This window comes from Providencia sp. PROV267 (genome assembly GCF_028477825.1).
Taxonomy (GTDB): Bacteria; Pseudomonadota; Gammaproteobacteria; order Enterobacterales; family Enterobacteriaceae; genus Providencia; species Providencia stuartii.
In genome coordinates this window covers 174,720-193,722 of record NZ_JAMPLX010000005.1, presented here as the reverse complement: position 1 = coordinate 193,722, position 19,003 = coordinate 174,720, and the positions used below count along the sequence as shown (strand labels likewise).

The 19,003-nt window shown below is 44.5% G+C and carries 17 protein-coding genes; 4 read left to right on the top strand and 13 right to left on the bottom strand.

Features of this window, described 5'->3' with window-relative positions; genetic code table 11:
• Nucleotides 1-30 precede the first annotated feature (30 nt).
• The 5 genes from PR709_RS04095 to copA all read right to left on the bottom strand — a co-directional run bounded on the left by PR709_RS04095 (nucleotide 31) and on the right by copA (nucleotide 6,913).
• The gene (locus PR709_RS04095; RefSeq protein WP_004922395.1) at nucleotides 31-816 is read right to left on the bottom strand and encodes a nucleotidyltransferase domain-containing protein; all 786 of its coding nucleotides are present in this window, start codon (nucleotides 814-816) and stop codon (nucleotides 31-33) included.
• A 166-nt stretch (nucleotides 817-982) separates the two neighbouring features.
• Nucleotides 983-2,074 (bottom strand): 3-oxoacyl-ACP synthase III family protein, encoded by a 1,092-nt coding sequence (locus PR709_RS04090; protein WP_004922392.1) that lies wholly within the window; start codon nucleotides 2,072-2,074, stop codon nucleotides 983-985.
• Between the two features lie 419 nt (nucleotides 2,075-2,493).
• The gene (gene ybaK, locus PR709_RS04085) at nucleotides 2,494-2,970 is read right to left on the bottom strand and encodes a Cys-tRNA(Pro)/Cys-tRNA(Cys) deacylase YbaK (protein WP_004922388.1); all 477 of its coding nucleotides are present in this window, start codon (nucleotides 2,968-2,970) and stop codon (nucleotides 2,494-2,496) included.
• A gap of 19 nt (nucleotides 2,971-2,989) precedes the next feature.
• Entirely contained in the window at nucleotides 2,990-3,790 is an 801-nt protein-coding gene (locus tag PR709_RS04080) for a TraB/GumN family protein (protein WP_102957338.1), read from the bottom strand.
• Nucleotides 3,791-3,967: 177 nt separating this feature from the next.
• Nucleotides 3,968-6,913, bottom strand: coding sequence for a copper-exporting P-type ATPase CopA (copA, locus tag PR709_RS04075; protein WP_053110363.1), 2,946 nt, complete (start codon nucleotides 6,911-6,913; stop codon nucleotides 3,968-3,970).
• Between the two features lie 141 nt (nucleotides 6,914-7,054).
• On the opposite strand from copA, the gene cueR reads away from it, so the two are divergent.
• Nucleotides 7,055-7,465, top strand: coding sequence for a Cu(I)-responsive transcriptional regulator (cueR, locus tag PR709_RS04070; protein ID WP_014656544.1), 411 nt, complete (start codon nucleotides 7,055-7,057; stop codon nucleotides 7,463-7,465).
• Here cueR and PR709_RS04065 read toward each other — a convergent pair.
• The 5 genes from PR709_RS04065 to tesA form a co-directional block, all read right to left on the bottom strand.
• Complete coding sequence (locus PR709_RS04065; RefSeq protein ID WP_004922378.1) at nucleotides 7,419-7,898, bottom strand: NfeD family protein; 480 nt, start codon at nucleotides 7,896-7,898, stop codon at nucleotides 7,419-7,421. The two genes, cueR and PR709_RS04065, sit on opposite strands and share 47 nt — an antisense overlap.
• Entirely contained in the window at nucleotides 7,895-8,839 is a 945-nt protein-coding gene (locus tag PR709_RS04060; RefSeq protein ID WP_014656542.1) for an SPFH domain-containing protein, read from the bottom strand. Before PR709_RS04060 ends, PR709_RS04065 begins: the two co-directional genes overlap by 4 nt.
• Before the next feature lie 13 nt (nucleotides 8,840-8,852).
• Complete coding sequence (locus PR709_RS04055) at nucleotides 8,853-9,710, bottom strand: co-chaperone YbbN (RefSeq protein ID WP_272570740.1); 858 nt, start codon at nucleotides 9,708-9,710, stop codon at nucleotides 8,853-8,855.
• Nucleotides 9,711-9,769: 59 nt separating this feature from the next.
• On the bottom strand, nucleotides 9,770-10,555 hold the full coding sequence (locus PR709_RS04050) for an SDR family oxidoreductase (protein ID WP_004922369.1): 786 nt from the start codon (nucleotides 10,553-10,555) through the stop codon (nucleotides 9,770-9,772).
• A 68-nt stretch (nucleotides 10,556-10,623) separates the two neighbouring features.
• Complete coding sequence (gene tesA, locus PR709_RS04045) at nucleotides 10,624-11,265, bottom strand: multifunctional acyl-CoA thioesterase I/protease I/lysophospholipase L1 (protein WP_036941282.1); 642 nt, start codon at nucleotides 11,263-11,265, stop codon at nucleotides 10,624-10,626.
• Here tesA and ybbA point away from each other — a divergent pair.
• From ybbA to PR709_RS04030, 3 genes are all read left to right on the top strand, one after another.
• Nucleotides 11,233-11,919, top strand: a complete 687-nt coding sequence (ybbA, locus tag PR709_RS04040; RefSeq protein WP_014656538.1) for a putative ABC transporter ATP-binding protein YbbA — start codon at nucleotides 11,233-11,235, stop codon at nucleotides 11,917-11,919. The genes tesA and ybbA overlap by 33 nt on opposite strands.
• Nucleotides 11,916-14,363 (top strand): putative ABC transporter permease subunit YbbP, encoded by a 2,448-nt coding sequence (gene ybbP, locus PR709_RS04035; RefSeq protein ID WP_053110360.1) that lies wholly within the window; start codon nucleotides 11,916-11,918, stop codon nucleotides 14,361-14,363. The genes ybbA and ybbP overlap by 4 nt, the downstream gene beginning before the upstream one ends.
• 224 nt (nucleotides 14,364-14,587) lie before the next feature.
• Nucleotides 14,588-15,952 (top strand): esterase-like activity of phytase family protein, encoded by a 1,365-nt coding sequence (locus PR709_RS04030; protein WP_072502453.1) that lies wholly within the window; start codon nucleotides 14,588-14,590, stop codon nucleotides 15,950-15,952.
• A gap of 90 nt (nucleotides 15,953-16,042) precedes the next feature.
• On the opposite strand, the gene PR709_RS04025 is transcribed toward PR709_RS04030, so the two are convergent.
• The 3 genes from PR709_RS04025 to purE all read right to left on the bottom strand — a co-directional run bounded on the left by PR709_RS04025 (nucleotide 16,043) and on the right by purE (nucleotide 18,993).
• Nucleotides 16,043-17,293: an MFS transporter gene (locus PR709_RS04025; protein ID WP_272570738.1), complete on the bottom strand. Its 1,251-nt coding sequence runs from the start codon at nucleotides 17,291-17,293 to the stop codon at nucleotides 16,043-16,045.
• A gap of 102 nt (nucleotides 17,294-17,395) precedes the next feature.
• Complete coding sequence (gene purK / locus PR709_RS04020) at nucleotides 17,396-18,478, bottom strand: 5-(carboxyamino)imidazole ribonucleotide synthase (protein ID WP_141173149.1); 1,083 nt, start codon at nucleotides 18,476-18,478, stop codon at nucleotides 17,396-17,398.
• Nucleotides 18,478-18,993: a 5-(carboxyamino)imidazole ribonucleotide mutase gene (purE, locus tag PR709_RS04015; protein WP_163886075.1), complete on the bottom strand. Its 516-nt coding sequence runs from the start codon at nucleotides 18,991-18,993 to the stop codon at nucleotides 18,478-18,480. Before purE ends, purK begins: the two co-directional genes overlap by 1 nt.
• Nucleotides 18,994-19,003: the final 10 nt, after the last annotated feature.

Genomic DNA, 19,003 nt, shown 5'->3' with positions numbered 1-19,003 from the left:
ACAAGGCCTGATCCCAGACAGTAACTGGGGTCAGGCCTTTTCGTTTGCTTTCATACTTTCATCTGCTTGCAATAGGCGAGTTATTGCCGTGTGCAAATGGGGGATAAAATCTTTTTTAGAGTAAGTCGCGAACTGGATTTGCGCCTTAAAAAAGGGTAATTGATGCGCTAAGGCGGGATATTTATTGTGTAGCCGAGTGATATGTTCATCTAATGTATCTGGCCAGTCTGTGTCGTTAGGCGTCCGTAAAATATTTGTAGAGCGGATAAGTTTCTTAGAAGCTTCTTTGGATAATTTTAAGAACGTTGCCTGATCATCCGTACTTGCCATTTTCTGAATGTAATCTAAGAGAGTGGTGTGATAATCACCATTGACGGCTAAGGCGATGGCCCTTGATGGGCGGAATAGGGGAAAATATCGGGAAAGGTCGTCACCATAAATGATACGGCAATGGTGCTTTAGCCAGTATCCCCAACTGTTGGTGTTATTCGGTGACAGAACCTCCTGTTGACTGGCTATATCGAAATCCACCTTTGGAACAATAGGGTAAAGTCGAAGGCTATTTTCGCCTATCTTGCTGAGCGCTAAAGCCTCTGTGTTATCAATATTGCCGTGAAAAATAACACAGAGATCCAGATCGGATTTAGGAGGAGTAGCTTTGCCACGTGCAACGCTACCATAAATAAAAATACTGCAAATTCTATCGCCATACTGAGCGAGTAGTTGTGATTGAACAGATGTGAGTAGTTCTTGATATCTCGCGGGTATAGGTTGCTTTTTTAATGTGCAGATATAGCCATTTTCATCAACTGCCATTTTTGAGTACCTTTTTCATGATGAAGATTGCAGTAACAAGGAGCGTTTTATTCCCCCTTTATCTCAAGAAATCTATTTTGTGATCTGACCAAAAATAACGTAAATCCAGCAAGTTAACAAATGCCGTTGGTTAAGCTTACTAATTTTGCACCTTGAAAGAGGTCATCTACGGTATGTCTTTATGATCGATCACGGAAGCAGGCTCCGGTGGTGCACCAAGGATAACATTAGGCCAGCGCAATACAGCGGCTGACGCTTCTGTTTGTCCTCCGTAGGCGTATAACAGCATAATGCCGCCGGGCTTAATCGATTTTTGTATCGCTGCGGTATACAGATGGATCGGCATCATGGCGGGGCCATTGTAAGCAAATTGAGGAAATGTATTGATGACCCGTTTGGGTTCGATCCCCAATACATTAGCGGAAAACTCGGCATGCCAAGCTGTCGGGGCATTGAGTGCGACACAATCGATATCGTTAATAGAGAGTTTTGCTTTGGCTAATGCGCCTTTTACGGTCTGTTTAAGGTAATATTCCGCTGTTGAACGTAGCACGTGGGTTACTGGCTTATTGAAACTGAGGCGGATATGTTGCGCTGTTGGCGAATATTGGTCTTCGACGACCTTAAAGCACCAAGTGCCACATGTTTCACCAAGGTGTAACGATTTAGAGCCCAGCAGGCCATATCCTTCTTTAACAGGGCCTACGATGAAGGCGGTGGATGCGTCACCATGAAAACGCATGGCGGCATTGTCGTCGTCAAGTGCCCGAGAGAATAGTGCTGTGGCAATGACTAATACCTTGTTATTTAAGCCGCTGCTTACCAAGCCACAAGCTGTTAGTAATGCTGACATCGAGCTATTACAGGTTGCCCCAATATTAAAGGCGCCACCACCGATACCGAGTGCCTGTGCGATATAGCCTGCATCACCACAACCAATATGGTCATCAAACATGGAAGTGACAATGAGGCAATCTATATCACTAGCGGCGACTTTTGCGGCTGATAACACCTTGGTTGCTGCTTTGATCCCGAGTGAGGAAGCGCTTTCATGATTGACCACGACTCTGCGCTCGACACTGCCTAAAAAGGGATCGGATAGATAAGGTTGCATGGCTTTATCATAAAGAGACTGGTGTTGGTGAGTTGAAAATTTAGGTGAATGAGAAGAGGTGATGGCCTCTTTATCCCACCATTCATTAGTGCGTAAACCTTCTGGTAAATGAATGGCAACAGCTTGAATTCCAACTGATAACATAGGTTCTCCTTACATGGTTTCTATGATGATGCCAAATGCATTGAGCGTTCATAACATTCATCGCAAATAAAACAGAAACGGTTTTTAACCTTTAGGAGTCTGTTTGAGTTGTTACTATTAAGACGGATATAAATTATTATTTTATTTATACGGTAAATAATAATTTTTGGATTTTTAAATGTAATATAAAAATAAATATTAATTTATAATTTTCATAATTCAAGCTGGTAGCATATAAAAATATGCTTATATATCAATCGATTTAATAAAGGTGCTCATTTATTTTAGATGATGACTATTTTATAAAGTTATGATAAATCGACTGGCTTATGACTTATAAATAATAAAGCATAAACCAGTATGATGAATTGATAGTGTAAGGGAAATGAGAGTATTATCGATAACAACGCTCAGGGGTTTTACACTTTCTTTATTTCAGCAAATGTTGCATTGAGAACGCGAGCTAAATCCTGTGGCGCTATTTCAATGTCTAACCCTCTTTTACCGCCAGAAATAAAGATGGTGGAAAATTGTTGCGCTTGGCTATCGATAACGGTAGGCAGACGTTTTTTCTGCCCTAGTGGGCTTATCCCTCCAACTAAATAACCTGTTGTTTTTTGTGCTATCTGTGGGTCGGCCATTTCAACTTTTTTGGTTTTGAAAACCTTAGCAACCAGTTTTAAATCTAACTGCCCTGATACAGGGGTTACTGCGACCGCTAACGTTTTTTGATCACCATTAAGTGCAATAAGTAGCGTTTTGAAAACTTGTTTAGCATCTAAACCGAGTTTGCTCACTGCTTCATTACCAAAATCATGCACATTAGGATCATGATCATAAGGGTGGAGCGTGAAGTTTATTTTTTGTTTTTCAAGTAACTTTACAGCGGGAGTCATGTTTTTACCTGTTTTGTATTCAATTTCGTAGATAACTAACTAAACTATCATCACCAAATAAGTGTAAAGCACCAACGGTAACCACATAATTACCATCAGGTAATGCCTTTAGCTTGCTACTCCAATCTTGGTTACGTTGTTCCATGAGAACACGATAAACATCATCACTGAATGTTTTAGGTAATGTGACACGGTTATGGGGTTGGTAATCAAGCCACCAGCTTATCATGGTCTGTAATGAACGGGCATTAGCGCGCCAGTGCTCTAACGTATCTTGTAATAAAGGTAAGCCTTCTTGGGGCAAGTTTAATAATAGCTCGACTTGCGCATCAGTACCTTCCAACTCGATGATTTTCATCCGCTGAGATTGTGCATTACGGAGTAATTGGTAATCAATCCCATAGTGCCCGTGTAGTCCTAACCCTTGAGCTTGGGTGGATTGTAAAATTAGGGCGACTTGCCATGAGGGTAACGCATCAAATTGGCTTGGATTTTGATGTATTTCTTGGCAGCAACTTTGCAGTCGCTGATATTCGTCAGCGCTTAGGCGATCTTGTAGGGGGGCACGAAGAGCATTATCGGTTATAAAGGGGGAGCGGGTATCCGTGATGTCGGCTTCAACAATCAGGGCATCGGCTCGGTTGAGTTTATCGAGAAGAATGTCAGAAAGTGGAAACATGTTTTCAGTTCCCATATGAATACTACCAACAATATGCAGCTTAAGATTTTTTGATAAGCGAACATCAATAGCTGGATAAGGGTAGACGGGAGCTGCTTCTGTATGTAACCAGTTTTTTAAGTTTTCGAGCAGCTTGGCCATTTCACTTTCCTACGTTTTAGTATCAGTCCTTTAGATTAAACAATCTTGTAGCGATTTGCGACTCACTTTGCGCTATTTTATCTGTAAAATTGGATTGGGGTTAGGCATGATATCACGAGCAATTTACCTAAGCGTGAAAAGCCCGACATTCAGTTAAACTCAATGTCGGGCTGTAGCCTATTGTTGTTTCGGTTTAAAGCGTAGCAGTCGGTTGGCGTTAGTCACGACGGTGATTGAGGAGAGGGCCATTGCTGCACCTGCAACCACAGGGTTCAACAATGTTCCTGTTAGAGGGTAAAGAATACCCGCTGCAATTGGGATCCCCAATGTGTTGTAGACAAAGGCACCAAATAGGTTTTGTTTCATATTGCGCAATGTGCCTTTTGAAATGGCAACCGCATCTGCAACACCATGTAGGCTTTGGCGCATTAAGGTAATCGATGCTGTTTCTATCGCAATATCACTGCCGCCTCCCATTGCGATACCAACATCGGCACGGGCCAGTGCGGGGGCATCGTTGATCCCATCGCCAACCATTGCCACTTTATGGCCTTTGGCTTGTAAAGCTTCGATTGCAGCCGATTTACCATCTGGCATGACGCCTGCGATCACTTCATCAATTCCCGCTTCTTTTGCGATGGCTTTTGCGGTAACTGGGTTATCCCCTGTTAACATAACTAAACGAAAGCCTTGTTTATGTAAGCGAGCTAAGGCACTGACGCTGTCTTCACGTAATGGATCACGGATAGAAAGCAATGCAGCGATTTTATCTTCTACGGCTAACAAAACGGGGGTGACCCCCATTGAAGCTTGTTGATGCAATGTTTCTTCAATCGCACTGGTATCGATATGACTTTGCATCAATAATTTTTGGTTACCAAGTAATACCGTTTTGCCTTCGATGACGGCACTGACACCGAGACCCGCTAATGTCCTAAATTGTTCGCTTGTAGGGAAGGAGAGCCCTTTGGCTCGATTGACAATTGCACGAGCAAGCGGGTGGTTAGAGCCACTTTCCAATGAAGCCGCAAGTTGTAGTACTTCTGTCTCAGAAAAGCCATTAAAGGTATGGATATCGGTAACCTGTGGCATGCCTTCTGTTAATGTGCCCGTTTTATCGAAGACGATAGTGTCTAACTCACTTGCTTGTTGCAGAGCATCGGCATCACGGACAAGCACTCCAAATTCTGCCGCCCGCCCAACGCCAGAGATGATTGACATGGGGGTCGCCAGACCAAGAGCACACGGACAAGCAATAATCAAAACAGTCGTGGTGATGACTAATGCGTAGGTAATTTGCGGGGCTGGGCCGACAAAATACCAAATAAGCCCTGAAATGACAGCAATGGCAACCACGACAGGTACGAATATCGATGAAATACGATCGGCTAATTGGCCAATTTGAGGCTTACTGCTTTGAGCTTGGCGCACAAGATGGATAATACGCGCTAGTGTGGTTTGGCTACCCACAGCCGCCGCGCGAAATAACACAGTACCATCTTGAACGACAGTGCCTGCATGTACCTGATCGCCTTTGCTTTTTTGTTGAGGAATGGGTTCACCGGTTAGCATCGCTTCATCTAGCCAGACTTCACCTTCAATAATTTCGCCATCAACAGGTACACGATCCCCCGTTGTTAGGCGTAAAGTCATCCCTTTTTTGACTTGCTCAAGTGGCATATCCACTTCACCTTGCTCGGTAACCACGCGGGCAGTCGGAGGCGTCAAGTCCAGCAATCGCTCTAAGGCTTTTGAGGAGCGCTGGCGGGCACGTTGCTCTAGTGCATGGCCTAAATTAATCAGACCAATAATCATTGCACTGGCCTCATAGTAGAGATGGCGTGCTTGCTCAGGGAAAATCTCAGGCCACAAGTTGACGACAATTGAGTATAACCAAGCAGCACCTGTACCGAGTGCGACCAAAGTATCCATTGTCGCACTGCCATTTTTTAGGCTTTGCCAAGCGTTTTTATAGAAATGACCACCAGCAAAGACCATCACAGCGAAAGTTAAAACCCCAATGGTTAGCCAAATTGAGTGGTTTTGTGGCGTGAGCATCATATTGTCGCCGATCATCCCCCAGATCATCACAGGGATACCAAGGGCTAATGCAAGTGCAGATTGCCAACGAAAACGGCGCATATTTGCATCAGCGACTTGTTGCTGCCGTGCTCGGCGTTCAGCTTCGTCTTGTATGATTTCGGCGCCGTAGCCAGCGTTTTCCACCGCAGCTATCAGTGCGGCTGGCTGTGCTGTTCCTGTCACTAGCGCGCTACGCTCAGCAAGGTTAACACGGGCATTTTCAACGCCCGGAACACTGTTGAGGGCTTTTTGCACTTTATTAACGCAACTTGCACAAGTCATACCATCTAATAATAGCTGGATACTGTCATCTGAAGGGGAGATGTCAGGTTGCTCGCCTAAATCGGACTCTTGAGCCGGTATTTCACAGATTGCCGCTGAGTCAGTTTCCGGCTGTTCAGGCGATTTTGCTAGCGGCTGCGTTTTTGGGAAGTTAGCCCCCGCTTGATTTAATGTGGCTTGGTAACCCGCATCAGCCACAGCGGCAATTAACGCCTCTACAGGTGCATTACCATATATCACGGCAGAGTTTGTATCGACATCCGCATGATCAACACCGTCAACGGCCTCAAGGGCAAGGCGGGTTTTTTCAGCACATTTCATGCAACTAAGCCCCGATAATGCTAATGTCACCTGACTGGGTTGTGCCACTTTTGCATGATAGCCTGCTTGCTCAACCGCATTAATTAAGGTATCTGCTGCTGCACTACCGTAAACTTTTGCTTGTTGAGTATCGACAATAGCAGCGGCTACACCATCAACCGCTTCAAGTGCTTGCTGGGTTTTACCGGCACAGTTCATGCAGCTAAGGCCGGATAGCTGTAGCGTGATATCCGGTTGTTCGGCCATTTTTGCGTCATAACCCGCCTGTTGAATAGTTTCAATCAATGATTGAGCGCTAGCATTACTTTCAATCACTGCATACTCAATGGTGACGTTGAAATGATCAATGTCCGAGCGGGCTTCAAGTGCTTTGGTGACTGTACCAACACAGTGCATACAACTTAGCCCTTGCAGGGAGAGAATGATTTTGCTACTCATAAGTAAAATCTCCTTAACTCATGACGGATCCTGTCGTTTTTATTATCATGGCAGAATACACTGAAATTTTTAAACAAATATAAATTTTTTGATATGTAGGGAAGGTTAAACCTTCCCTCAAGGGTAAGGTCAAGGGGTATGATGAATATTAGTGAAATTGCCAAGAAAACCGGTCTTACCGCAAAGGCCATTCGTTTTTACGAAGAAAAAGGTTTAATTACTCCACCTGAACGGGGGGAAAATAGTTATCGCTATTATCAAGATAGACACCTTAATGAATTAGGTCTGTTAAAACAGGCAAAAGATGTCGGTTTTACGTTAGAAGAGTGCGGCGAGTTATTGAGTTTGTTTCGTAACCCAGCAAGACACAGCGCGGATGTGAAAAATACCACAATGGCGAAAATTGCAGAGTTAGAGCAGACAATCGCGAAATTGTCTGCTATTAAAGATACGCTGCAAAACTTAGTGGACGCTTGTCCCGGTGATGAGAATGCAGACTGCCCGATTATTGATCACTTGTCTCGGGGTTGTTGCCATCATGATAAGGCTTAACATGCAGAGTGATCCCATCCACTGAGGTGATGATCACCTCAGTGCCTGCTTTTAAAGGTTGCTCACTGTATGTTCGCCAACTGCCATCGGCTAGGCGTGCGCGGCTAAAACCTTCATCCGTATCGGAAATCAGACGGACTTTAGTGCCAATGAGTTGGTGGCTCTTTTGGTTGACCTCATCTGCTTGTGAGTTTTTACGTAAACTCAACCATTTCCGCCATAATACGGCTGAAAGGATAGTTAAGATAGCAAATAAAATCCCTTGCCATTCCCAACCCAGAAAAGGCAGCACGAAAGTAATAATCGCCACCGCAACAGCGGCGATCCCCGACCATAATAGATAACCACCGGTACCGAGCAGTTCACCAATCAGCAATAAACCACCAAGGCACAGCCAAAACCATGCGGGTTGAGCGCTGATAAGTTCTATCATGAGTTTTCCTGTTTCTTATTCGAGTGCGTTTTTTTGCTTTCACCGACAAGTTCAGCAATCCCTCCGATAGCGCCCATTAAATTGCTCGCCTCAAGTGGCATCATGATCACTTTACTGTTGTCAGCAGAGCCAATACTTGTCAGTGCCTCGGTATATTTCTGAGCAACGAAATAGTTGATTGCTTGCATATCACCCGCCGCGATAGCCTCAGAAACCATCTTAGTCGCTTTTGCTTCCGCCTCAGCAGCCCTTTCACGGGCTTCTGCTTGTAAGAATGCAGACTGACGATCCCCTTCTGCTTTGAGAATTTGTGACTGTTTTTCACCTTCCGCTTTCAAGATAGCCGCTTGACGAATACCTTCAGCTTCCAGAATGTCGGCACGCTTAGTACGCTCTGCTTTCATCTGCGCATTCATCGCGTTGACTAGCTCTTTCGGCGGCTTAACATCACGAATTTCGATACGGGTGATTTTCACCCCCCAAGGGTTGGTTGCGTCATCCACAATGTGCAGAAGGCGTGAGTTGATGGAATCTCGTTGTGACAACATCTCGTCCAGCTCCATGGAGCCTAATACGGTACGAATATTGGTCATTGTCAGGTTCAAAACAGACAGCTCGAGATTGCTAACTTCATAAGCTGCACGCACTGGGTCAACGACTTGAATAAAACAGACGGCATCGATGGTGACGTTAGCATTATCACGCGAGATAACTTCTTGCGATGGGATATCAAGGACTTGCTCCATCATATTGATGCGACGACCTATTTTATCCATAAATGGCACAATAATATGTAACCCCGGCTGCAATGTTCTGGTATAACGACCAAAACGTTCAACCGTCCATTGATAGCCTTGCGGTACTGTTTTGACACAGGTAAAAACAATAACAATCGCAATAAAAATAATAATCGGTATAGCACCAAACGCGAACAAATCCATGATCATTCCTTATTTAGTAAAGTAATGAATATACTTGTCGGCGATACTTACTGGCCATCGCATCTCCTGTTCCCATTGCCGACATAATATCCATCATTGTTTTTTTCACGACGCCATCTCCAGCGCTGAGGTCTTTTTTCAAGAAGCTAAATAGCATTTCTAAAGCTTCTTCATTGCGATTCACTTCATGTAATTTTAATGCCAATTGCACAGCTAGCTCGGCATTGTCTGAGTCAGCATCAAATTCTTGTTGTAATTGCTGGATCTCTGGCGTATCCGCCGCTTGTCTGAGCAACTCAATTTGTGCCACTAACCCTTGATAGCGGCTATCTTGGTCCTGCATCGGAACCGATGTCAGTGTTTTTTCTGCCTCATCCACAAGATTCAGACCGATCTGTGTTTCTGCTAATAACAGGGTGATATCACTGTTTTTCTCATTAAGCTGATGCGCTTCTTTAAGTAACGGCAGCGCTTCTTGAGGTTTCCCCTCAGCAATCAACTCTGCTGCTTGTGCGGCTTTCAACTCTTCTGGACTAGGCAATACGCGCGAAAGCATCTCTAATACGACTTCTTCGGGTTGAGGGCCTTGGAAACCATCAACAGGACGACCTTCTTGCAGAATATAAACGGTTGGTATTGCTCTAAGACCAAATTGAGCTGCAACATTTTGCTCTACGTCACAATTGACGCGCGCCAACATAAACAGACCCGCATAGTCATTGGCAATTTTATCGAGAGTCGCACCAAACTCTTGACAGTGCGGGCTTTGTGCAGACCAGAAGTAGAACATAACTGGCATCTGCATGGATTGTTCTACAACTTGGTGTAAATTTTGTTCATTAACATCCACGATTTGGGCAAAAGATTGCATAAAATATCTCTTTTAAATAAGTTTTTAATACTCTAAAGGTGGGGCTATTTTATTTTTTTTCAAGCCTTTTTTCCCTGACCTGCCAGTATTTTATCCATCAAGCAATCCGGTAGCAGCCGTTTCAGTATGCGAACTATGACGGTGAGCAAAGTGACTGAATAACGGATACGTGGACGAGGGCTTTCAAGGGCATGTACCAATTTTGCGACCACATGTTCTGGCGTTAAGGTAAAACGTTGTGCAATTCCTGGGTTTTTAACCGGATTATCTTGCTGTGTTTGCGCCACATTACTGGTGAAATTGGTATGGATGGGGCCTGGTTCAATTAAACTGACATGGACACCCGTGCCTTTTAGCTCCAAACGGAGCGCATCGGACCATGCCTCTAACGCATATTTACTCGCTGCATAGGCACCACGACCCGGCGTTGAAATAATTCCCATTACCGAGCTAGTTTGTACGATACGCCCCTCATGATGAGCTAGCATGGCTGGAAGCAAGCGCAAGGTCAATTGGTGTATTCCGAAAAAGTTAGTCGAAAATTGAGACTCTAATTGCTGGCGGTTAATACTCGTTAGCGCGCCGTACACACCAAAGCCGGCATTATTGAATAAGCCAAAAAGGCGCCCTTGGCATAGCGTCAATACCTCATCGGCAGCGCTATCTATGCTATGGCTATCATCGAGGTCGAGTACAACAGTATCGAAGCCTAGTCCTTTTAGGTGCAAAACATCAGCTTCTTTACGGCAGGCAACTATCACATGATAACCTCGTTTGCGAAGTGTTTGGGCGGCACAAAAGCCAATACCGCTAGAAGCACCGGTGATAAATACCGACTTTTGCATAACTTTACCTACCTATAGGCTCAAATTGATATAAAAACTGCTTTACAATTACCCACTTATTTATTCTTTTAATTTGCTGAAGAAGTTAAATAAGGGAGTAATTGTTTTTCCATAAAATCAGCGATAGAAGGTTGAGCTTCTACAGTTGGGTGAATACCATCTTGTTGGATCCACTCAGGTTTAGTAATGATGGTTTCCATATAAAAAGGCAGTAGTGGAACCGCGTTTTGTTGTGCAAGTGCAGGATAAACATTTTCGAAACTAGAAGTATAACGCTTACCGTAGTTCGGCGGTATACGAATTTGCATTAAAAGCGGTTTCGCACCGGACTGCGTTATTTGTTCAATAATTTGTTGTAGTGTGTTCTCCATCTGTTTAACAGATAGCCCTTGCAAACCATCGTTTGCACCTAACTCGATCAATACCCAATCGGGTTTGTGTTGTTCAAGTAAGGCAGGAAGGCGCTCGAGCCCTTGGGCTGAGGTGTTTCCACTAATGCTACCGTTAATGACAATAACGGGTGGCGACGATTTCTGCCAACGTTCGGCAAGGAGTGAAGCCCATGCTTGCTCTGCCGGTAAGCGATAGCCTGCACTGAGGCTGTCACCAAGGATTAACAGTTTTGTGGCTGCGAGTGCTTGCCCACTTGCGACAAATAATAGGAGAAATACCAGTAAATGTCGGCGGAAAATATTCTTGAAGTTCATCATCTCATTAAACGTGTTGGTCAAGGGGAACATGAACTCACTATATTGCAAGGTGTTGAACTAATTGTCGAGTCCGGTCAAACAATTGCATTAATTGGCGAGTCTGGTTCTGGTAAGTCGACATTATTAGGCATTATTGCCGGTTTAGATGATGGTAGCAGTGGCAGCGTTAGCCTATTAGGGCACGAATTGACCCAAATGGATGAAGAACAACGCGCTTATTTGCGTGCCCAGAGTGTGGGCTTTGTTTTTCAATCTTTTATGTTGATACCAACACTTAATGCCCTCGAAAATGTGCAATTGCCTGCTCTATTGCGAGGTGAGCCAGAGTCACAGAGCTATCAACAAGCAGCCGCCTTGCTTTCTGAACTTGGGTTAGGCCATCGCTTAAAACATATGCCGGCGCAGTTATCTGGAGGTGAACAGCAGCGCGTTGCATTAGCAAGAGCATTTAATGGGCGGCCTAAAATTCTGTTTGCCGATGAGCCAACGGGAAACCTTGACCGACATACTGGCGATAAAATCGCCGATCTTCTATTTTCCATGAACAAAGAGCATGGCACAACATTGATCCTTGTGACACATGATAACGAATTAGCTGCCCGTTGCCAGCGTCGCTTACGACTGGTAGATGGTGTATTGAGGGAAGAAGCATGATTTGGCGTTGGTTTTGGCGTGAGTGGAAAACGCCATCACTTCTGATCGTCTGGCTGGCGCTGACTTTAGCCGTCGCTTGTGTGCTTGCTTTAGGGCGTATTAGTGACCGTATTGAAAATAGCATGAGCTACCAAAGCCGAGAGCTATTAGCGGGTGATTTGGTGTTGCGCTCCTCTTATCCCAGTGATCCTGAGTGGTTGCAACAAGCAGAAGCGATGGGGCTAAAACTAAGCCAACAAATGTCGTTTTCTACTATGGCTTATTCGACGGCTGATGAAGATTTACGTCCACAATTAGTGCTGGTTAAAGCCGCAGATCAGGCTTATCCACTTTATGGCGAGCTTATCACTGAGCCAGCCGGACTTCGACCAACCAAAGGGGAAATTTTAGTTGCCCCTCGCTTGTTGGAGTTACTTAACTTAAAAATTGGCGATAACATCGATATTGGCGACGCGACCCTAAAAGTTGCTGGAACATTAATCCAAGAGCCGGATAGCGGCTTTAACCCATTCCAAATCGCTCCGAGAGTACTTATCTCATTAGAAGATGCTGAATTGACAGGCGCTGTGCAGGTAGGGAGTCGATTAACCTATCGAGATATGTTTGCTGGAGAAACCGCCACAGTTGATGCTTTTGAATCTCAGTTTGATGGGCAATTAAGAACGGATCAACGTTGGTTTACGTTAAAAGAAAATAGTGGGGCGGTAGGAAAAACTTTCCAGCGGGCGCAGCAATTTTTATTACTGTCGGTATTGCTGACATTGTTGCTAGCAATAGCGGCGGTGGTGGTATCGATGACTCACTATTGCCGTAGCCGCCACCAATTAGTTGCTGTACTTAAAACCTTGGGTGCAGGGCGCTCGGCGTTACAAAAATGGATAATAGGCCAGTGGTTGGCTATTTTGATAGCCGCAGCCTTGCTAGGGTCGCTACTAGGGCTAGCTTTTGAAGGTATTTTAATGCAAATACTCGGTGCAATGCTGCCGAAAGCGTTACCTTCTGCCAGTTTATGGCCATGGGTTTGGGCGATTGGAACTTTGTTTGTGATTGCTATTCTCGTGGGGATTCGTCCTTATCGTCAGTTAATTGCAACGCAGCCATCACGGGTATTACGTGAAGATGCTAACTCACCTGTTTGGCCATTACGTTACTATTTACCTATTGTCACCTTAATTGTTGTTGGTGGGTTATTTCTGTTTACAGGTGTGAACCCACTATTATGGTCGATTTTAGTGGGCATCGTGATCGTCGCTATTTTATTAGCTTTGATTGGTTGGTTGGGGTTATGGGTACTACGCCAATTTAAGTTTAAGCAATTAAGCTTACGGCTTTCGGTGAGCCGTTTATTGCGTCAACCTTTACAAACGGTCTCGCAAATGAGTGCCTTTTCACTCTCATTTATGCTGTTAGCCCTGTTGATCCTAGTCAGAGGGGATTTATTGGATAGGTGGCAGCAACAACTGCCAGCGGATAGCCCTAATTACTTTTTGATCAATATGAATGAATCGCAGATTAAACCTGTAACGGAGCTACTTGTGCAACACCAAGTGAAGCCGACGGAGTTTTATCCTGTGATCTTAGCGCGTTTATCAGAGATAAATGATAGCTCAGCGATAGAGTGGGCGGACGAACGTGATCCAAATAATAATACCGTGCGACGCGAGCTGAGCCTAACATGGCGAGCTAAACTACCGGAAGCCAATGTGGTTGATGAAGGCACTTGGCCGCCTAAAGACGGTGAGGTCTCTATCGAGCAAACCGTCGTGAAACAATTAGGACTTAAAATCGGAGATAAACTCACTTTTAATGCCGGCGCTCAGGTATTTAGTGCAACAGTCACTAGTATTCGTACTGTTGATTGGGAAAGTTTGCGACCAAACTTCTTCTTTATCTTTGCTGAAGGAACATTAAAAGATGTGCCTGCAACATGGATGAGCAGTTTCCATTATGATGGCGACGGTAAGCTACTGACAGACTTAAGTCGTCATTATCCAACCATCAATGTATTGGATACAGGGGCATTAATTACTCAAATACAACAAATCCTTCAACAGGTCAGCCAAGCACTGGAAGTGATGGTCGTGTTGGTGATCTTTTGTGGCCTACTGTTGTTATTAGCGCAAATTCAGGTTGGTATGAGTCAGCGGGAGCGTGAGTTAGTGGTCTATCGTACCTTGGGGGCAAGCCGGAAACTGATGCGTAAAACCTTATGGAGTGAGTTTGCGCTATTAGGGCTAATGGCTGGATTAGCTGCTGCCTTTGGTGCTGAGGTCGCTTTATGGTTACTGCAAACTCGCGTGTTTGATTTCCCTTGGCAGCCTGAATGGTCAATGTGGTTACTATTACCATTATGTGCAGCCCTATTACTGTCTATTTGTGGTAGTTGGTTAGGATTAAGATTGCTAGGAACAGGCAATCAGCATCGTCGCATGCCGAATAATTAATCGCATTGATATACCACACAACAACCTTTCAACGCCCAGATCGCAGATAACATGTGATCTGGGCTATTCCCTATTTAGCCGCGAATTTTATTTCTTTGAAAAATAGCTTGTTACTTGCCATAGTTGAATAAAATAACTGTCTTATATCTATCACTAAACTGTCATCAATGCTGTTTATGATCCTATGGTCAACAAATGATTAACTATTTGATAGGAATATAATAATGCAGCATCGCCGCACCATAAAATTGCGCTCTTTATCATTACTCGCGACATTGATTACTTTTTCTACCACGGGATACGCACAACAAGAAGTTTCAGCAACATTAGCAGGGCACGCGGTGTTACCTGTGAATTCGACGATATCTGCCCCAACGGATGCAGCGAAAGATTTACAAAACAGTGGTAAATACACGACGGGAAGTCGTATTGAGACATTGGGAAGCGTTGAAGGGAAGTCAGCCGATCGCCCGACAGGCATGCATGTTCCCATTAAAGGGCAGCCATTACAAGGGCACTCAGGCATCAAACGTATGTCAGATGGCACTTATTGGGTACTGACTGACAATGGCTACGGCAATAAAGTTAACTCACCTGATTCAATGCTGTATTTAACTCAATACGACATCGACTTTAAAACTGGAAAAGCAACGCCATTAAAAACGGTTTTCTTTCATGATCCCGATAAAATCATTCCGTTCCATATTATTAATGAAAGCACGGATAAGCGTTATTTAACCGGAAGTGATTTCGACCCTGAAAGCTTCCAGTTTGCCGATGGCGCATTATGGGTTGGAGAGGAGTTTGGCCCGTATTTGATTAAGATGGATCTGAATGGCAAGGTGCTTGCTCTCTTTGAAACGTACGTTGATGGGAAAAAGGTCGTGTCACCAGATCATTATCAAGTGACAACACCGGCTAAGCCAAGCGATAGCGTCAGCTTTCAAGTGAACCGTTCAAAAGGTTTTGAGGGGATGGCCTCATCGCCAGATGGTAGCAAACTCTATCCAATGCTCGAAGGCGCATTGTGGGATAGCGAAAAACAAGATTATGAGAGCGTAGAAGGGAAACGGGCTGCACGCATTCTTGAATTTGATGTGAAAAAACAACAATGGACGGGGCGTAGCTGGTTATATGTTTTTGAAGATAATCAAAATGCCATCGGTGATTTTAATATGATTGACGATACTCATGGCTTGATTATTGAACGTGATAATGGCGAGGGAACTGCCGATAAAGCTTGTGCAGAGGGGGCTGCGGATACCCAACATTGCTTTAGTCATTTAGCTAAATTTAAGCGAGTTTATCGGGTTGAATTTTCCGATAAAAACCAAGGTAAGCCAGTTAATAAGCAAGCCTATGTAGACTTAATGAATATTAAAGATCCTGAAGGCGTCGCGAAGAAACCATTGAATAATGGCGTATTTACCTTCCCATTCTTTACGATTGAAAATGTGGATGTTGTCGACGGTGAACACATCATTGTTGGCAACGATAATAATTATCCATTCTCATCCAGTCGCGAACCGAACCAAGCGGATGATAACGAATTTATTTTATTGAAAGTGCCTGCGTTGTTAAATCCTTAATTTCCTTGTCTATATTGATTTTGCTCGGGGAGTAGCCCGAGCTTTTTTATTTATCGCCAATTGTAAACATCGTGATTTTTACCGCCACCATTATTTTTTAGCGGATAACTCAGGCGGCTTCATCATTAATGTAAACATTAGCACCACAATAACGGGAGCCACAATAATAAGAAATGCCGGCGTGAAACTGTGCGTATAATCTTTAATAGCACCAGCAATAAAGGGGGCTAAGCAAGCGAGGGTCGATAGCAAATTAACGACAGAAAATAACTCTAAATAGGGGCCTCTGCCAAAATAGTTCGATAATAATACGCTAGATGCTAAGAAAGTCATGCCATAGCCGATACCAACACAGAGCACAAACAGTATTAACCATAACCAAGAGGTGGCGATACTGAGAGAAATAACCCCAATGATCATAATAATCAAACTACCAATTAACAGTTTTTTCGGTTCCAACCATTCGCCCGCCGCACCGCCAATAAAGCGTGAAAATGCGTTCACAAACGCCATGGTACTGAGTAATGAAACAGCTACGGTGATCCCAAAACCACGCTCTTCAATATGAGCGACGGCAAAACTGTTTACTGTAATACCGCACCATAAAAATGAGGTATAGGTTGCTGCGATTAAATAGAATTGCCAAGTACGTAGCGCACGGCGTACTGTCCAAACTTCTTTGGTGCGATAAATAGGTTTGCTAACATCACTGACCTGTTTTTGTACCACGCTTTTAGCGTGTTCACGTTCGCGTTGACCTTCGCGTAAGACCAAAATAGTCAGCAGTGTGGCAATACCGAGATAAAGCGCACAGAGTACCCAGTGCATACGCCATGACCCTAACTGGTTTGACGCATAGAAATAGATCCAAGGCCCCGCGACGCCCCCTAATCCCCCGATGGTAAAATAGAGGCCAAAAGCGAGAGACTGTTTTTCAAATAGGCGAGAAAGAACATAGGTTCCCGGAACGGTCGCGAGTAGAGTAAAGCCTATACCTATCAGGGCAGTACCGAGAAAATAGCGACTAATGGTTTCGGTCGAATAGAGGCTATAAAACCCCGCGATAAAGACGAGAGCACCGAGTAAAAGGGTGAGGCGAACGCCGATTTTACGGATCAGGACAGACGGAAGAAAACTGGCTAAACCACAAGTCAACCCCAATAACGTGAAACCAAACCCTGCCTCTGTCCAACTCCATTGCAGTTCCTCAATCATACTGGGGAGAACAACACCTAACGAGGTAAAGGTTGTCGCGGTGGCTAAAAAATAGACCATCCCTAACAAAATGAGGATACTCCACTGATAAAGTGGGCTAAACAACGGGGAATTTGAGGCTACCATGTCAACTCCGGTCACTCTGCCTGTTTTTTGCACAAAAAAGACAGCGATATAAACGCAAAATGCCCGAAAATATCGGGCATCGTATCGCGCTATTTTCCCTGTTTATTGGGCATAGTACCAGTTTAATTTTGCTTTTGCCCATTCAATGCCACTTTTGTACTCATTTGGTAACATATCGACGAGTGCGTCTAATGTATCAGCAAGCATTGACGGAGCATTATGCGTGAGATTTAAATGACCAACCTTGCGGGCTGGGCGTACTTCTTTTTCATACCAGTGTAAGTGTACGAGTGGTAGGCTGAGCCAGTGTGAGTTGACATCAGTACCAATCAAATTAACCATAACGGATGGACTAAACACTTCTGGTGATGGCATTGGTAAATCTAAAATAGCCCTCAAATGTAGCTCAAATTGGCTAATGGAGGCGCCATTTTGAGTCCAATGGCCGCTATTATGCACGCGAGGAGCAAGCTCATTGATGAGTAACTTATCACCAACCACAAAGCATTCCATTGCCATCACGCCAACATAATCTAACTCATCCATTACTGCACTCAACATGGATTGTGCTTGTTTTTGCTGTGAGTTATCTGCCTTCGGAAACGCTACGCTGGTACGTAAAATCCCTTCTTGATGTAGGTTATGGGTAATCGGATAAAACACACTCTCACCAGCGCGGTTACGTGCGCCAATGACTGAAACTTCGGCATCAAAAGGGATACCTTGTTCGACAATGCACTCCCCGTAGATTTCATCGGGCAGGCTGGCTTCATCACCAGGGCGAACACGCCATTGACCGCGCCCATCATAGCCACCAGTCCTACGTTTAACTATCAAAAAATCGCCAAGCGTTGAGAATAACTCAGGCCATTGATCTTTGGATTCAAGACAGGCCCAAGGAGCGGTTGCTAGGCCCAATGAATCAAATAGACTTTTTTGGGGAAACCTGTCAGCTAGGCGAGGGAAAATATCGCGATTAATAAATGCATTATGGCGGGCCAATTCTTTGGTCAGTGGTGTCTCAGGCCAGCGCTCAATTTCTGCAGTAATGACACTTTGTTGATAGGGAACGGCTTCTGGCTCGGCATCTAAACCAACAGGAAACACCGCGATACCAAGTGGTTCACCTGCTTGGCGTAACATTCTTCCTAATTGACCATTACCAAGGACACAAACAGGTTTCATTACGCCTCCCGAGGGTCTGGGCTGTTCAACACGTCATTAGTTTGACTTTCGCGCCAAGCCGATAGGCGTGTTAATAAGGCTGTGTCAGTGTTTGCTAAAATTTGCGCTGCCAATAATGCCGCATTTGCTGCTCCAGCTTTGCCAATTGCTAATGTGCCAACAGGAATGCCTTTTGGCATTTGCACAATAGAATAGAGACTATCGACACCGCTTAAAGCCGCACTTTGTACAGGAACACCTAATACAGGAACCAATGTTTTCGCAGCTAGCATCCCCGGCAAATGTGCCGCGCCACCTGCACCAGCAATGATCACATCAAAGCCATTTGCTTTTGCTTTTTCAGCAAAGGAGAATAATTTATCAGGCGTACGGTGTGCTGAGACGATTTCAACGTGAAAGGGCACTTGCAGCTCAGTTAAAACATCCGCCGCATGTTGCATAGTTGACCAGTCACTTTTAGAACCCATAACAATGGCGATTTTAGCCGCAGATTGTGCAGATACTTGGGCAGTCATTTGATGTGAT

Coding starts and splice junctions, on each gene's coding strand:
- PR709_RS04080 (WP_102957338.1), bottom strand. CDS start 3,790: ATGGCCAAGCTGCTCGAAAACTTAAAAAACTGGTTACATACAGAAGCA.
- PR709_RS04060 (WP_014656542.1), bottom strand. CDS start 8,839: ATGGATTTGTTCGCGTTTGGTGCTATACCGATTATTATTTTTATTGCG.
- tesA (WP_036941282.1), bottom strand. CDS start 11,265: ATGATGAACTTCAAGAATATTTTCCGCCGACATTTACTGGTATTTCTC.
- cueR (WP_014656544.1), top strand. CDS start 7,055: ATGAATATTAGTGAAATTGCCAAGAAAACCGGTCTTACCGCAAAGGCC.
- PR709_RS04050 (WP_004922369.1), bottom strand. CDS start 10,555: ATGCAAAAGTCGGTATTTATCACCGGTGCTTCTAGCGGTATTGGCTTT.
- PR709_RS04055 (WP_272570740.1), bottom strand. CDS start 9,710: ATGCAATCTTTTGCCCAAATCGTGGATGTTAATGAACAAAATTTACAC.
- PR709_RS04025 (WP_272570738.1), bottom strand. CDS start 17,293: ATGGTAGCCTCAAATTCCCCGTTGTTTAGCCCACTTTATCAGTGGAGT.
- ybbP (WP_053110360.1), top strand. CDS start 11,916: ATGATTTGGCGTTGGTTTTGGCGTGAGTGGAAAACGCCATCACTTCTG.
- PR709_RS04065 (WP_004922378.1), bottom strand. CDS start 7,898: ATGATAGAACTTATCAGCGCTCAACCCGCATGGTTTTGGCTGTGCCTT.
- purK (WP_141173149.1), bottom strand. CDS start 18,478: ATGAAACCTGTTTGTGTCCTTGGTAATGGTCAATTAGGAAGAATGTTA.
- PR709_RS04090 (WP_004922392.1), bottom strand. CDS start 2,074: ATGTTATCAGTTGGAATTCAAGCTGTTGCCATTCATTTACCAGAAGGT.
- copA (WP_053110363.1), bottom strand. CDS start 6,913: ATGAGTAGCAAAATCATTCTCTCCCTGCAAGGGCTAAGTTGTATGCAC.
- ybaK (WP_004922388.1), bottom strand. CDS start 2,970: ATGACTCCCGCTGTAAAGTTACTTGAAAAACAAAAAATAAACTTCACG.
- PR709_RS04030 (WP_072502453.1), top strand. CDS start 14,588: ATGCAGCATCGCCGCACCATAAAATTGCGCTCTTTATCATTACTCGCG.
- ybbA (WP_014656538.1), top strand. CDS start 11,233: ATGTCGGCGGAAAATATTCTTGAAGTTCATCATCTCATTAAACGTGTT.
- PR709_RS04095 (WP_004922395.1), bottom strand. CDS start 816: ATGGCAGTTGATGAAAATGGCTATATCTGCACATTAAAAAAGCAACCT.
- purE (WP_163886075.1), bottom strand. CDS start 18,993: ATGACTGCCCAAGTATCTGCACAATCTGCGGCTAAAATCGCCATTGTT.